Source organism: Pedobacter lithocola (genome assembly GCF_042650845.1).
Classification (GTDB): Bacteria; Bacteroidota; Bacteroidia; order Sphingobacteriales; family Sphingobacteriaceae; genus Pedobacter; species Pedobacter lithocola.
Genome location: NZ_JBHSBW010000007.1, coordinates 1190924 through 1206393, shown reverse-complemented (window position 1 = coordinate 1206393; position 15470 = coordinate 1190924). Strand labels below are relative to the sequence as shown.

Sequence of the window (15470 nt, the reverse complement as noted above, 5' to 3'; positions counted from 1 at the left end):
TTGCACCAGAATTGAATGAGAAATTTCCTAATTTTTATTTCCCTTTTATTTATAGCGCCAAAAATTACTGTAGCAGCTAAACTGCAAAAGGAATCTAAAACAATCTATATATCTAGTCAAGGTGGACAAAGAGTTAATTTTGGAACCAAACGTTTGCTCGAAACTTTAAATAAAGTTGGTTATGCAATTAATTTTAAGGTGGTTGATTATAAAGGGAAACTGCCAAAAGGGAAAAATGCCATTGTAATCAGCACTATTGCAGATAAAGTTTTAACCAGTTTACTTCCAGTATCTATTAAAAATCTTGCTTTAAATGCCGGAAAGGAAGGTTTTTCCATCTCCTACGATAAGGATGGGACATTATACATTGTTGGTGCAGACCATTCGGGAACTTTATATGGTTGTATTGATTTAAGTGAAAAAATTACCGCTGAAGGAAAAATTCCAACCCAACTTTCTATAACAGACCACCCGGAAATGGTAATGAGAGGAACATGTATCGGTTTACAGAAAACCGATTACCTGCCTGGTCATGATGTTTATGAATACCCCTACACACCCGAAACTTTCCCTTGGTTATACGATAAACAGTTGTGGATAAAGTATTTAGATATGATGGTAGATAACCGTTATAATTCACTTTATCTTTGGAACGGACATCCATTTTCATCACTCATAAAGTTAAAAGATTATCCTTATGCTGTTGAGGTTGACGATGCTACCTTTAAAAAGAACGAGGAAATATTTAAATTTTTAACCACCGAAGCAGATAAAAGAGGGATTTGGGTTATTCAAATGTTTTATAACATTATAATTCCTAAACCATTTGCAGATAAACATGGCTTAAAAACGCAAGACAGAAATCGCCCAATTGTGCCGCTAATTGCTGATTATACACGAAAATCTATAGCGGCCTTTGTAGAAAAATATCCAAATGTTGGTTTAATGGTTGCCCTCGGCGAAGCAATGGAAGGTGTAGGGCAAGATGATATCGACTGGTTTACAAAAACCATTATTCCTGGAGTAAAAGATGGTTTAAAAGCAGCCGGGCTTAAAATAGAGCCGCCAATTGTTTTACGAGCACATGATACAGATGCACCTGCAGTAATGAAAGCTGCTTTGCCATTTTATAAAAATCTATATACTGAAAACAAATTTAACGGCGAAGCTTTAACAACTTACGCACCGCGTGGGGCATGGGCAGAACTTAATCGGAAATTGGCATCTATTGGAACGTTTAATATTTCCAACGTTCATATTTTAGCTAATTTGGAACCGTTTAGATATGGTTCGGCAGATTTTATTCAAAAATCTGTACAAGCAATGAATAAAATCTATGGCGCAAAAGGTTTGCATTTATACCCGCAAGCAAGTTATTGGGATTGGCCATATACCGCAGATAAAACTAAAACCCGCGAACTGCAAATTGATAGAGATTGGATTTGGTATAAAGAATGGGCTCGGTATGCATGGAATAGCGAAAGGGATAGAACAGGAGAAATTAATTATTGGGGTAAAGAACTTGCTACTAAATATGGAACTGATTTATCAAACGGGAAAGCAATTTTAAATGCTTATGAAGAATCGGGAGAGATAGCACCTAAACTTTTAAGGCGATATGGAATTACCGATGGAAACCGCCAAACCCTTACACTTGGAATGCTTATGACTCAGCTTATCAATCCTTTTCGTTATGGTTTATTTACGTTGATGTATGAATCAGAAGCGCCTGAAGGAGAAATTATAATCGACTACGCGGAAAAGGAGTGGAAGAAGCAAGGTCATATTGGTGAAACTCCGGTGCAAATCGCTAAAGAAGTAGTGGAGCATGGAAAGAATGCTGTTACTGCTATCGATAAGGCATCTTCTTCTGTTAAAAAAGATACGGCAGAATTTAGAAGGCTAAAAAATGATATGTATTGCTATGATGCCATGGCAAATTTTTACGCCGAAAAGGTAAAGGCGGCACTTTGGGTTTTAAGGTTTAAATATTCTAATGATGTTACAGATTTAGAAAAGGCACTTCCATTTTTACAAAAAAGCTTAGATTATTATACGGTTTTAACAAAGCTAACAGAAAATGAATATCTGTATGCAAACAGTATGCAAACCAAACAACGGAAAATTCCGATGCGTGGCGTTGATAAAACTTTTATCCATTGGAAAGAGATGATGCCTGTTTTTACTAAGGAATTAAATCATTTTAAACAAAGTATAGATTCTTTAAAATCGGCCAAAACAGCTACCATCGCTAAAATAATTCCTTACAAAAATGCTGATGTAAAGATTTTATCAAATGATGTAAAAAGTTATCTACTAGAAAAGAATGCTGCCGTATTTACTGATTCCACTAACCAAATAAAGGAAATTACTGAGCAATTGGTTGGTTTAAAGGGTTTAAATTTATCTAGAGAGAATCAAATACAAAACGGAACAACGATAAACTTTAGCACGAAAAACGCGGTTAAAATACTGGTAGGATATTTCAATCAAAAAGATAATAAAACACTTTTGCCGCCTCAATTAGAAATAGATGCAAGTGCAAATAATTACGGGCAATCAGAAATTAAGATTTCTAATGCCTTGGTGGTTAATGGTTTTGCTCCAGTAAATGTTCATGCCTATTCTTTCCCTGCAGGAACACATACGTTAACATTAGGTGAAGGTGCCTGTTTGATTTTAGGTTTTATAGATGATAAACTAGAACTGCGGATTTTTAATGCAGGTTTAGATGGTAGAGGTAAGGATATTGATTGGTTATTTGAATAATGGTAAATAAGAAAAACTTTTTAATTGCAATTTGGCTGCTGGTTTCATTTTCAGCTTTTGGACAACAAACAACTCCGTTAAAGGCTAAATTGCAAAGCTACGTAGCATATTTCAACTCGATTGATACCGAGGCTGTAAAAAACTTTGTACCGAATGATGAATCTTTAGAATGGCTAAACTACAACGTTCCATTGCTGGATTGCCCAGATGATGTGATTGAAAAGAATTACTATTTTAGATGGTGGTCGTTTCGTAAGCACCTGGTTAAAACGCCCGATGGATTTATCTTTACCGAATTTATCGAGCCTGTAAAACATGCAGGTAAATACAATTCCATTAGCTGTGCTTTAGGGCATCATATTTACGAAGGTCGCTGGTTAAAGCAAACTGATTATTTAAAAGATTACATTAATTTTTGGCTTTACAAGTCAGATGTTAATCAAACCAAACCACGTTTCCATCAATTTAGCAGTTGGATAGATGATGCTGTTCTGGCAAATTATATGGTAAAACCCGATTCTGATTTTTTAAAAGGAATTTTACCTGCTCTGGATATGGATTATGAGAAATGGGAAAAGGAACGGCAGCTTAAAAGTGGCTTGTTTTGGCAGCACGATGTTAAAGATGGGATGGAAGAATCAATTAGTGGTTCTCGCAGAGATGAAAATCGTAGGCCAACCATTAATAGCTACATGTATGGCAATGCCAAAGCTTTGGCAAGTATATCTGATTTATTGAACGAACAAACTCTTAAGCTTAAATATCATCAGAAAGCAGTTACCCTTAAAAAACTTGTTCAGGATAGTTTATGGAATGCGTCATCTTTGTTTTTTGAAACTAAACTACCTAAAAAAGGATTGGCAAATGTTAGGGAAGCCATTGGATTTACACCTTGGGATTTCAATTTACCGGACGATAAAAGCACATATGCCAAAGCCTGGAATCAGTTATTAGATACTGCTGGTTTTAAGGCACCTTGGGGTTTAACCACCGCCGAAAGGAGAAACCCAACATTTAGAACTCGCGGTTCTGGCCATGGTTGCGAATGGGATGGTGCTTTATGGCCTTTTGCAAGTTCACAAACGCTTAAAGGTCTATCAAACCTATTAAATAATTATAAAAACCATGGTAAAATGACGGCAAGCGTTTTTTACGATGAACTTCATCAATACGCATTGTCACATCAAAAAAATGGCAAACCATATATTGGAGAATATCAGAATGAAAAAAATGGCGAATGGTTAAAAGGAGATAATCCCCGAAGTAGTTTTTACAACCACTCTACTTTTTGCGATTTGGTAATAAGCGATTTAATTGGTTTAAAACCGCGAATGGATAATGTTTTAGAAATTTATCCATTGGTGCCAAAAGGAAAATGGGATTGGTTTATGCTCGATAATGTTTCCTATCATGGCAAAATTATAACATTGTTGTGGGATAAAACTGGAACCAAATACAACAAAGGCAAAGGCTTTTTTATTTACGCTGATGGTAAAGAAATTTACAAAGGCAAAAACTTTAAACCTGTAAAAGTTAATTTAATTTAACGTGTTCATGCAGAGCGAATTAATAGTTAATTTGAATTACCTAAGAAGATTAAAATCAACCTAAATGAAGTGCTATATAATTAAGTCGTTAGTTTTTGTTACTGCAATTTGCTTTGGATGTGCTGCTCATGCCCAGTCTTTTTACAATGTTATAAAGTATGGAGCGAAAAACGATAGCAGTAAATTAGCCACAACAGCAATTAAAAATGCTATTGATGCTGCTTCAAAGGCTGGTGGCGGTACCGTTTATTTTCCAGCTGGGAAATATTTAACAGGTTCGATTCATCTTAAAAGTAACATCACCATATTTATCGATGCCGGAGCAGAAATACACTTTAGCGATAATTTTGATGATTATTTGCCAATGGTTAAAAGCAGGTATGAAGGTGTTGATGTAACTTCATTTTCGCCTCCTTTTTACGCCTATAAGGTTGAAAACATTTCGATAATTGGTAGGGGCTTAATAGATGGCCACGGAAAAAAATGGTGGGATTTTGTTGAAGGATATAAAGAAGGTCAACCTCGCTCGAAATGGCAAACCACTTTTGATGCACTAAATAAAGATATTTTGCTGCCTGATGATGCAAAGCAAATGAAGCGTGGATTTCTTCGTCCGCCGTTTATACAACCTATGTTTTGCAAGAATATCATCATTGATGGCATCACCATAAGAAATTCACCTTTCTGGACCATCAACCCCGAATTTTGTGAGAATATCAAAATCCATGATGTAACCATTAATAATCCACACTCACCAAATACAGATGGGATTAACCCCGAATCATGTAAAAATGTTCATATATCCGATTGTCACATCAGCGTAGGCGATGATTGCATTACCATAAAATCGGGCAAGGATGCACCAGGTAGAAAAATGGCAATTCCGGCAGAAAACTATACCATAACAAATTGTACAATGTTATCTGGTCATGGTGGCGTTGTTATTGGAAGTGAAATGTCTGGTGATGTAAGAAAAATTGCGATTTCGAATTGTGTATTTGATGGAACAGACCGAGGTATAAGAATTAAAACTGCAAGAGGACGAGGCGGAGTTGTGGAGGATATTAGAGTTAATAATATCATCATGAAAAACATCGGTCAGCAGGCTATTGTATTAGATATGCAATATGCAAAAACCAATCCTGAACCCGTTTCCGAGCGAACACCAAGGTTTAGAAACCTTCATTTTAGTAACATTACAGGGCAAGTTAATCAAGCGGGTTACTTAAATGGTTTGGAAGAAATGCCAATAGAAAATATTACGTTTAGTGATATTAATATGGATGCAAAAACTGGTTTTAGTATTGGTTATGCAAATAGAATCGAATTTCATAATGTTGAAGTTAACACCGAAATTGGTGCTGCGCTTTCAGCAGCTAACGTACATAATTTAACCATAGATAATGTTAAAACCTACACGCCAATAGCAAAATCTGCAGTTATCGACTTAAAAAATGTAAGCGACGTTTTTCTATATAATGCGTTTCCAACTGCAGGCACTAACACTTATTTAAGGTTAAGCGGTGATAAAACCAAGAACATTTCTATTGGGAATAATAATTTCAATAACGCTAAAAATGGTATTGTTAAAGAGCAAGAAGTTGCAGAAAATGTTAGGGTAATTTCTGGTGATAAGGGACAATAATTATTTCAAATGGCAGTAGTAAATTTTACACTTTCTTGGCGGCTGCTAATTAGCATTGTTTTAATGCTGCTAAATTTTAATGTCTATGCACAAGAAAATACATCACTTTGGTACACAAAACCTGCAGAAAAATGGACAGATGCTTTACCAATTGGGAATGGACGTTTAGGTGCAATGATTTTTGGTGGTGTAGAAAATGACCATATTCAATTTAACGAGGAAACCCTTTGGACCGGAAAACCGAGAAACTATAATAAAAAAGGAGCATCTGCTTATTTACCACAAATAAGAAAATTACTATCAGCAGGTAAACAAAAGGAAGCAGAAGATTTAGCCCAGAAAGAATTTATGGGACTGCAAAGTGAAACCGGAGATAGAGCAAATTGGATCAGTGAAATGCAATCTGAAAAAGGGATTAAAGGAAATCCGTCGCTCGAAACTTTTGATGATAGCAATTGGAAGAGCATGAAAGTTCCATCTTATGAAGGCTGGGAGTTGGTAGGCTTGGCTAACTTAGATGGTGCAGTATGGTTTAGAACAACATTTAATGTTCCTGCAAATTGGTTGGGTAAAAATTTGGTTTTAGATTTAAATCGTATTCGCGATCAGGATTTCACCTATATTAATGGTGCTTTGGTTGGTAATACAGATAACTTAGAACCCAGAAAATATATTATTCCTGCTAAGCACATCAAAGCCGGCAAAAATTCTCTCGCCATTCTGGTTTTAAACTATTATGATAAAGGTGGAATTGCAGGTTACAAAGATACCAAGAGGCATATTGGAATTTTTCCTGAAGGTTCAAACGTCGAAAATGGTGTATCATTAGTTAAAGAATGGAAATATAAAATTCAGGATGAAAATCCTCCCGAAGTTCCTCAATATCAAGCAAGTTATCAACCATTCGGTGATTTAAATCTAACGTTTAAGCATGGCAAAAATCAATTCACCAATTATAAACGTTCCTTAGATTTAAAAACTGCGATTGCAAAAACTACTTATACAACCGATGGAATTACTTATTACAGATCATATTTTGCTAGTGAGCCTAATCAGGCAATGGTTGTTCATTTAACGGCAAGTAAAAATAAATCTATAAATGTTGAAGCAGCATTATCAAGCATTCACCAAAAATCATCCGTAAAAACCTTAAGCAACAATTCTATTTCATTACAGGTTATGGTAAAAAATGGTGCTTTGAAGGGTGAAAGTTGGTTAAAAGTAGAAACGAAAAATGGTTCTATAAAAATAATTAATAATAAAGTAAGCATTAACGGTGCCGATGAAGTAACATTTTACTTAACTGCAGCAACAACTTTTGTAAACGCTAATAATGTTTCTGGTAATCCTAATTTAATAAATAATAGCCGCCAACTGGGTATCAAAAGCAACAGTTATGAAACCGTTAAGCAAAAACACATTCGAGAATATCAATCTTATTTCCACACATTCAGTGTAAATTTCGGTACTTCTGCTAACGATAAACTGCGGACTGATTTACGTCTGGAACAATTTTCTACATCCATGGATCCATCATTTGCGGGTTTGTACATGCAGTATGGAAGATATTTGTTGATTTCGAGCTCTCGACCAGGTACACAGCCAGCCAATTTGCAAGGCATTTGGAATGATCTGCTTACACCACCTTGGGGCAGTAAATATACCACAAACATTAATATGGAGATGAATTATTGGCCATCAGAAATTCTAAATTTATCTCGGTTGAATGAACCACTATTTAAAAAAACTGAAGGTTTATCCTTATCGGGAAAAGAAACAGCCAACGAATATTACAACGCCAAAGGTTGGGTTTTACATCATAATACAGATATATGGAACGGTACAGCGCCTATTAATGCCTCCAATCATGGCATTTGGGTAACAGGTGGCGGTTGGTTAAGTCAGCATTTATGGGAACATTATTTATTTACGCAGGATAAAAATTTTTTAAAAGCGGAGGCCTATCCTTTAATGAAAGGTGCAGCATTATTCTTTAATGAATTTTTGGTTAAGGATGAAAAAACCGGATGGCTTATAAGCACACCATCAAATTCCCCAGAAAACGGAGGTTTAGTCGCCGGGCCAACAATGGATCATCAAATCATCAGAACACTTTTTAAAAACTGTATTGAAGCATCGAATGTGTTAGGGGAGGATGAAGAATTTAGCAAAATACTTGCGCAAAAGCTTGCCCAAATTGCACCTAATCAAATCGGTAAATTTGGGCAGTTGCAAGAATGGTTAGAAGATAAAGATGATACCACAAACAAACACCGTCATGTTTCGCATTTATGGGGTGTTTTTCCTGGAGATGATATTACGTGGGAGAAGGACAAAAAAATGATGGAAGCAGCCCGGCAATCGTTATTATACCGTGGCGATGACGCAACAGGATGGAGTTTGGCATGGAAAATTAATTTCTGGGCAAGATTTAAAGATGGCGATCATGCCGTGAAACTAATTAAACTATTGCTCAAGCCAGCTCAAAATGGTGCGGGTTCTTATGTAAATTTATTTGATGCGCATCCACCATTTCAAATTGACGGAAACTTTGGTGGTGCCGCCGGCATTGCCGAAATGATAATGCAAAGCCATCAAGGTTACATCGAGGTTTTGCCTGCATTACCCACAGAATTACCTTTTGGAGATATAAAAGGTTTATGCGCAAGGGGTGGTTTTATTGTCGATTTAAGTTGGGATAAAGGAAAGTTAATTGGCTTGAACATTAAATCAAAAGTGGGTGGGGCGTGTAGAATCAAATATAACAGTAAGCTAATTAGTGTAAACACAAAAGCTGGCGAAACATACAGTTTTAACGGAGATTTAAAGGTGCTATGAAGGATTTGAAAAAAATTGCTTTGAAGACTTACGAAGTTTCCGCTCGCTCAGGCTTGTTAAACTTCGTAAGTCTAACTGGGCAGTTGAAGACTTACGAAGTTTCAGCTCGCTCAGGCCTGGTAAACTTCGTAAGTCTAGCATGGCGAATAAGCCTAGTAAATCTTATATTCCTATTGCTATCCATTCCAACAATTTCAGCACAAAAAAGAAAAGACATTTCATTAAATACAGATTGGGTTAGCATCGCAGATGAAAAAAATATTAATGCATTTGTTGGTTTTGAAAATGAAACCTACAATACAGCCCAATGGAAAAAAATTAGCGTTCCGCACAATTGGGATCAATATGAAGGCTACCAAAGAAAACTGCATGGCAACAAACATGGCTACGCCTGGTATCGTAAAACATTCAAAAGCAATGAAATTAGGCAAGGAAAAAGATTTTTTCTATATTTTGAAGGCGTAGGTTCTTACGCAACAATTTGGCTTAATGGTAAAAAAGTTGGTTTCCATGCAGGCGGACGAACAACTTTCACCTTGGATGTAACTACTAATATCAAATTAAATAATCAAAATAATGTTTTATCAGTAAGGGCAGACCATCCTGCAAATATTCAGGATTTACCTTGGGTTGATGGTGGCTGTTCTACCGAACGCGGTTTTTCTGAAGGTTCGCAACCCATGGGAATTTTCAGAGCTGTACACTTAGTGGTAACCAGCGAGGCAAGGATTCAACCTTTCGGTGTTCACATCTGGAATGATGATAAAATATCCTCAAAACGGGCAATCTTAAACATCGAAACTACTTTAAAAAATTATGGTATTAAACCAAAATCACTAGTTTTAATATCTAAATTGATAGATAAAACTGGGAATATTGTAAAAGAATTAAAGGCTTCAAAGTACATCCCCGCAGGCAAAGAAATCATCATTTCGCAAAAAATCGATGACCTGATTAATCCAAAACTTTGGTCGCTAGAAAATCCATATCTCTATACTTTAAAAACAAAAGTTATAGAAAATGGCAAGCTTGTCGATGAAATTAAAACACCTTACGGTATCCGGTGGATAAGCTGGCCAATAGGAGATAAAACCGATCAAAAGCAATTCTTTTTAAACGGAAAACCAGTTTTTATAAATGGTATTGCAGAATATGAACATTTGATTGGTCAAAGCCATGCATTTCCGCCTGAGCAAATAAAGTCAAGAGTGATGCAAATTAAGTCTGCCGGATTTAATGCATTTCGCGACGCACATCAACCTCATAATTTGCTGTATTCAGATTATTGGGATAAGCTAGGTATTTTATGTTGGACGCAAATGGCAGCACACATCTGGTACGATACACCAGAATTTAGAAAGAACTTTAAATCGCTTTTAACAGATTGGGTAAAAGAACGAAGAAATAGCCCTGCTGTGGTTTTATGGGGATTAGAAAATGAGAGTACCTTGCCCGAAGATTTTGCTAAAGAATGTACAGAATTGATTAGAAAGTTAGATCCAACCGCTTCATCTCAACGCAAAGTTACAACGTGTAATGGAGGTAAAGGAACCGACTGGGATGTGCCGCAAAATTGGACGGGAACCTACGGTGGTAATCCTTTAACCTATGGTGATGATTTGCAGAAACAGGTTTTGGTTGGGGAGTATGGTGCATGGAGAACCATCGATTTACATCATTTAAATCCTGCCGAAAAAGGTTACACAGAGAACAACATGACCAATTTAATGGAAACTAAAGTTCGTTTGGCAGAATCAGTAAGAGATAAAACAGCCGGCCATTTTTTTTGGCTGTATAGCTCTCATGATAATCCTGGAAGGGTACAAGGCGGCGAAGGTTTGCGAGATTTGGATAGAATCGGGCCAGTTAATTACAAAGGCATGTTCACACCTTGGGAAGAACCCACGGATATTTATTACATGTTCAGGGCAAATTACGCTCCAAAGAAAACCGAACCAATGGTTTATATAGTATCGCACACTTGGCCGAATAGATGGACAAAATCTGGGATAAAAGATAGCATTGTTGTTTATTCCAATTGCGATGAAGTGGAATTGTTTAATGATATAAATAACAAATCGTTAGGAAGAAAAACTCGTGCTGAAATTGGAACACATTTTCAATGGGATAAACCTAATGTAACTTATAATTTGCTATATGCAATTGGTTATGTAGATGGTAAAGCAATTGCTAAAGATTATATCATATTAAATAATTTACCTGAGGCGCCCAATTCTAATAAACTAACAACTGATAAAAATATCTTCAAGCCAAATCCAGCTTATAATTATCTGTATAGAATAAATTGCGGTGGACCAGATTATAAAGACAAATACGGAAAACTATGGTATAAAGACCAGCAAATGGAAAATGATGGAAATTATGGTTCAACCTCATGGACGGCTGCATTTTCCGGTATTCCTGATTTTTTTGCTAGCCAACGTAGAACCTTTTCTCCAATAAACGGCACTACCGATTGGAAACTTTTCCAAACATTTCGGTACGGCAGAGAACAGTTGAAATTTGAATTTAAAGTTCCAAAAGACGGAGAATATTTGGTCGATATGTATTTTATCGAGCCATGGTTGGGTGTAGGTGGTGGTATAAATGCTCAAGGAATGCGTTTGTTTGATGTTGCCGTGGACGATAAAATAGTAATACAGGATTTAGATATTTGGAAAGAAGTTGGAACAAATTCACTTCTTAAAAAAACTGTTAAGGTTTTTGCTAAGTCGGGCAATTTGACAATATCATTTCCCAACGTAAAAGTTGGCCAAGCCTTAATTTCGGCAATTTCAATTGCAAGTTTAGATAAATCATTAAAGGTTGTTCCTAAAAGTAATGCGCTTATTTTATCCGATAAAAATTTTAAATCTACAAGCTGGATGGATATCGGCGACAAACAATATCTCGATAAGAATATTGAATTTACTGATTTACCACCTAATTTTTACGGTGCAGAGTGGATTCAATCAAAGTTAAACCATCAAAAAATTAGCTTTCGCGTTAATAAAGAAGTTGATGTATTTATAGGTATTGAGAAGGATAATCCAGATAAACATATTGGCTTTGAAGACACGAAAACCTTTGTTAAAAATAGTGCGGAGCAAAGTTTCAAAGTTTATAGAAAGAGATATGCAAAGGGCGAAAATGTTGATTTGGATCAGAACATTTCAATCGTAGCCATAATACCACCAAGCAATTTAGAGCCTGCATACGATTTAAAAACCGTAACAAGTTATAAAGCTACAGATGCAACCTTAAGTGGTGATGGTTTAGTAAAAGAAGACTTTTTAAATAAACAGCGGGTTCTTTTTAAAGGCACAAATGGAAATGTTTTAGAGTTTAAAATTGGAGTTGGTGTAGCTGATACTTATTCGCTGACCATTAAATATCATAATCCTGGCGATAAACCTTTAAAAGCCATCCTTGAATTTTCATCTGCTGATGGCACCGTAATGAAAACGGAAAACGCCGAATTTCTGCCAACTAAAGACGGAAAATGGAATTATTTTAATACCAATACCGGCAGCATGATTAACGCTGGTAGTTATAAGCTTAAGATAATAGCAAAAGAAAGCAAAGGATTATATATCGATGCCCTTGATGTTCAATAAGATAATATGATATAGTTTATAGCCAAAATCTTATACAAATAACAAAATATGGTAATGCATATTTGTTTTAACCAAATTAATAAACGAGCCAACTGATGATGAAGGGATTACCTGTATTCGATCTTGCTATAATCTTCATTTATCTCGTTGGAATGATATTGGTTGGGTTTTATTTCTCTAGAAAAAATAAAAACACCGAACAGTTTACAAAGGCATCTGGTCTTATCCCAGGTTGGGCAATAGGTTTATCTATTTATGCAACCTTTTTAAGCAGCAATACTTTTTTGGGTGTGCCCGGTAAAGCTTTTGGAGGCAACTGGAATGCATTTGTTTTCAGCATATCTATGCCCCTTGCAGCTTGGATAGCATCGAAATATTTTGTTCCATTTTATAGGAATAGTGGAGAGATCTCGGCCTATACGCATTTAGAAAATCGCTTTGGTGCATGGGCTAGGGTATATGCCGTAATTTGTTTTTTACTTACACAGTTGGCAAGGATGGGTTCTATCTTCTTTGGTATTGCTTTAAGCTTACAGGCATTAACCGGCTATTCTATGCAAATGATTATGGTGGTAATGGGAGTTTGCATTATACTATACACAGTTTTGGGTGGTATTAAGGCTGTAATATGGACAGAAGTTGTGCAGGCGGTTGTTAAAACCTTTGGTGCATTACTCATTCTGTATCTCATTATTTCAAATATGCCTGGTGGTGTTTCAAAAATTGTAACTATAGGCCAATCGGCAAATAAATTTAGTTTAGGCAGCTTAAAACCCGATTTTATTGGCTCATCTTTTTGGGTGGTTCTGTTGTATGGATTTTTTATCAACCTAAACAACTTTGGGATGGATCAAAACTACATTCAACGTTATCACACGGCTTCATCAAGCAAAGCAGCATCAAAATCTATTTGGTTATGTGTATGGCTTTATATTCCTGCATCACTATTGTTTTTTATTATAGGATCTTGCTTATACGCCTATTACGAAGTTAATCCCGATTTAATACAATCCATTAAACATCAGGTTGCAGTAGAGAGATTGCCGATAAATTCTTCATCAGCTGAAATTTTAAAATTAGAAAATTCCCTTACATCCGCTGATTATGGCGATAAAATTATGCCTCATTTTATGGTTACAAAAATTCCTGTTGGTTTGGTGGGCTTAATTGTTTCAGCGATTTTATCGGCCGCAATGAGTACCATCAGTTCGGGGATGAATGCATCGGCAACGGTATTTTCGGTTGATATTTACAAACGATACATTAAGCCTGATGTTACAGAGCGGCAAAATTTATCGCTGCTTCATATTGCAACCATAGGATTTGGACTATTAGGTATGCTCGCCGGCATCGCAATGATTGGTGTTAAAAGTATTCTGGATGTTTGGTGGGAACTTTCAGGGATTTTTGCTGCCGGAATGCTCGGGTTATTTTTGCTTGGAATTGTAAGCAGGCAAACCAAAAATCATGAGGCAATTATTGCTACCATGATTGGTATTGCAGTAATCATTTGGATGACTTTTTCTTACTTGCTACCAACCAAGTATGAAGCTTTCAGCTATCCTCTGCACAAAAATATGATAATTGTAGTGGGTACTTTAACCATCTTTCTAACAGGCATTATTCTCACCAAATTTAAGAATAGAAAAATAACGGCTACGAATTAAGCTAATCAAACCTATAAATTATAACCCCAGTCCGATTTATTTATTGGGGAAATATTATTTAGGCGTTAGTCCGCTTTCTGCTGGCTATGAAACCTATACCATCCAACCAAATTTGGGCGGTTTGGAATGGATGGAAGGAAAAGTTCCAACTCCAAACGGCGATATTTTAGTTTACATGAACAAGAAAGAGATTAAAGTTTCTGCGGCAACAGGTTCCGGAAAATTGCGGTTTAAAAGTAAAACTAAACCTCAACTAAAAGGTGCTGAGATTAAAGAAATTTCAAAAGGAATTTATGAGGTTACGATCGAAAAAGGAGTTAATTATTTAGTGAAATACAGCAGTTAGTATATTAAAATTAAGCCCACTCTAAAATAATTTAAACACCAATTCTTTGTTCAATCTTCTTAACGCATTTGTAAGCCTCTTCTAAAATTACATCGTTTTCAATAGTTTTATCTGTATTCAATGCGTTTAACATAGAAATAGTTAAACAAGCAATTGTTCCATTATTACTCGAAACACCAATTGGAACAGAAATATCGGTAACGCCTGAAACCGAATCACTATTTTTAAGGTACGAACCAGTTTGCTGAATATCTTCCAGAGATGTTAAAAATTCTTCTTGTTGCGTTTTATGATATTTCTTAAAAATAGCATTATTTTTTAAAGTTGTGCTACGTTCTGCCTCGGGCATAAAGGCCAATAAAACCTTGCCTGATGCGGTTAAAGGAAGTGGAAATAAATTTCCTTCTTCTATAGAAAGCGCAATTGGCCCCGGACTTTTAGCATGGATAATAACCATAACCTGGTTCATATATAAAATACTTACATGGCAAGATTGGCGAATGGTATTAGCAAGTTCTTCGAGTGGAAATTGAGCTGCTTTTCGCAATTCATCCATAGGAGAATGGCGATGCGACAAGTAAAAAAGCTTAAGTGATAATCGATATTTTCCCGAAACTTCATCACGTAAAATATAACCACGGCCTTCCAAACTCATTAACATTCTGTAAATTTCATTCGGCGTTTTCTCAATGCCGATTGCAATTTCGGTTTGAGATAAAGGTATAGATTGTGAAGAGAGATATTCTAAAATATCCAGTCCTTTGTCTAATGCAGGTGCCTGATATTTCGATTCGTTTTCTTTCATAAAGGCTTAATTTGGTAGTAGCGTTACTTTTAGAGTTTCAAACATACAAAATGCTTTGATAATTCTTGTTTTCAGAAAAATTATATAATTAAAACACGATTATATCTTTTCATATTTAAAAAAAAGATTTATATTTGAATTACCCGTTAAATCTAAAGTTAAGTAATTTATAAATCTTAATTTAAAATATTAAGAATTTAATTTCTACCAAAATTTAACACGATAACCAAATTATA

The 15470-nt window shown here is 35.7% G+C and carries 8 protein-coding genes; 7 read left to right on the top strand and 1 reads right to left on the bottom strand.

The annotated features are described in order from the left end of the window. Window positions 1-15 precede the first annotated feature (15 nt). The 7 genes from ACFOWA_RS07515 (at window position 16) to ACFOWA_RS07485 (ending at window position 14429) form a co-directional block, all read left to right on the top strand. A complete protein-coding gene (locus ACFOWA_RS07515) occupies window positions 16-2769 on the top strand; it encodes an alpha-d-galacturonidase (RefSeq protein ID WP_378983517.1) in 2754 nt (917 codons plus the stop codon). Further along, a complete protein-coding gene (locus ACFOWA_RS07510) occupies window positions 2769-4316 on the top strand; it encodes an MGH1-like glycoside hydrolase domain-containing protein (protein WP_378983514.1) in 1548 nt (515 codons plus the stop codon). Before ACFOWA_RS07515 ends, ACFOWA_RS07510 begins: the two co-directional genes overlap by 1 nt. Window positions 4317-4380: 64 nt before the next feature. Further along, window positions 4381-5961: a glycoside hydrolase family 28 protein gene (locus tag ACFOWA_RS07505; RefSeq protein WP_378983511.1), complete on the top strand. Its 1581-nt coding sequence runs from the start codon at window positions 4381-4383 to the stop codon at window positions 5959-5961. A gap of 9 nt (window positions 5962-5970) precedes the next feature. After that, a complete protein-coding gene (locus ACFOWA_RS07500; RefSeq protein WP_378983508.1) occupies window positions 5971-8799 on the top strand; it encodes a glycoside hydrolase family 95 protein in 2829 nt (942 codons plus the stop codon). Further along, complete coding sequence (locus tag ACFOWA_RS07495; protein ID WP_378983505.1) at window positions 8796-12416, top strand: malectin domain-containing carbohydrate-binding protein; 3621 nt, start codon at window positions 8796-8798, stop codon at window positions 12414-12416. Before ACFOWA_RS07500 ends, ACFOWA_RS07495 begins: the two co-directional genes overlap by 4 nt. Before the next feature lie 95 nt (window positions 12417-12511). Further along, on the top strand, window positions 12512-14083 hold the full coding sequence (locus tag ACFOWA_RS07490; protein ID WP_378983502.1) for a sodium:solute symporter: 1572 nt from the start codon (window positions 12512-12514) through the stop codon (window positions 14081-14083). Window positions 14084-14126: 43 nt separating this feature from the next. Then, complete coding sequence (locus ACFOWA_RS07485) at window positions 14127-14429, top strand: alpha-L-rhamnosidase C-terminal domain-containing protein (RefSeq protein WP_378983499.1); 303 nt, start codon at window positions 14127-14129, stop codon at window positions 14427-14429. 31 nt (window positions 14430-14460) lie between these two features. On the opposite strand, the gene ACFOWA_RS07480 is transcribed toward ACFOWA_RS07485, so the two are convergent. Next, the gene (locus ACFOWA_RS07480; protein WP_378983497.1) at window positions 14461-15234 is read right to left on the bottom strand and encodes an IclR family transcriptional regulator; all 774 of its coding nucleotides are present in this window, start codon (window positions 15232-15234) and stop codon (window positions 14461-14463) included. Between the last annotated feature and the right edge of the window lie 236 nt (window positions 15235-15470).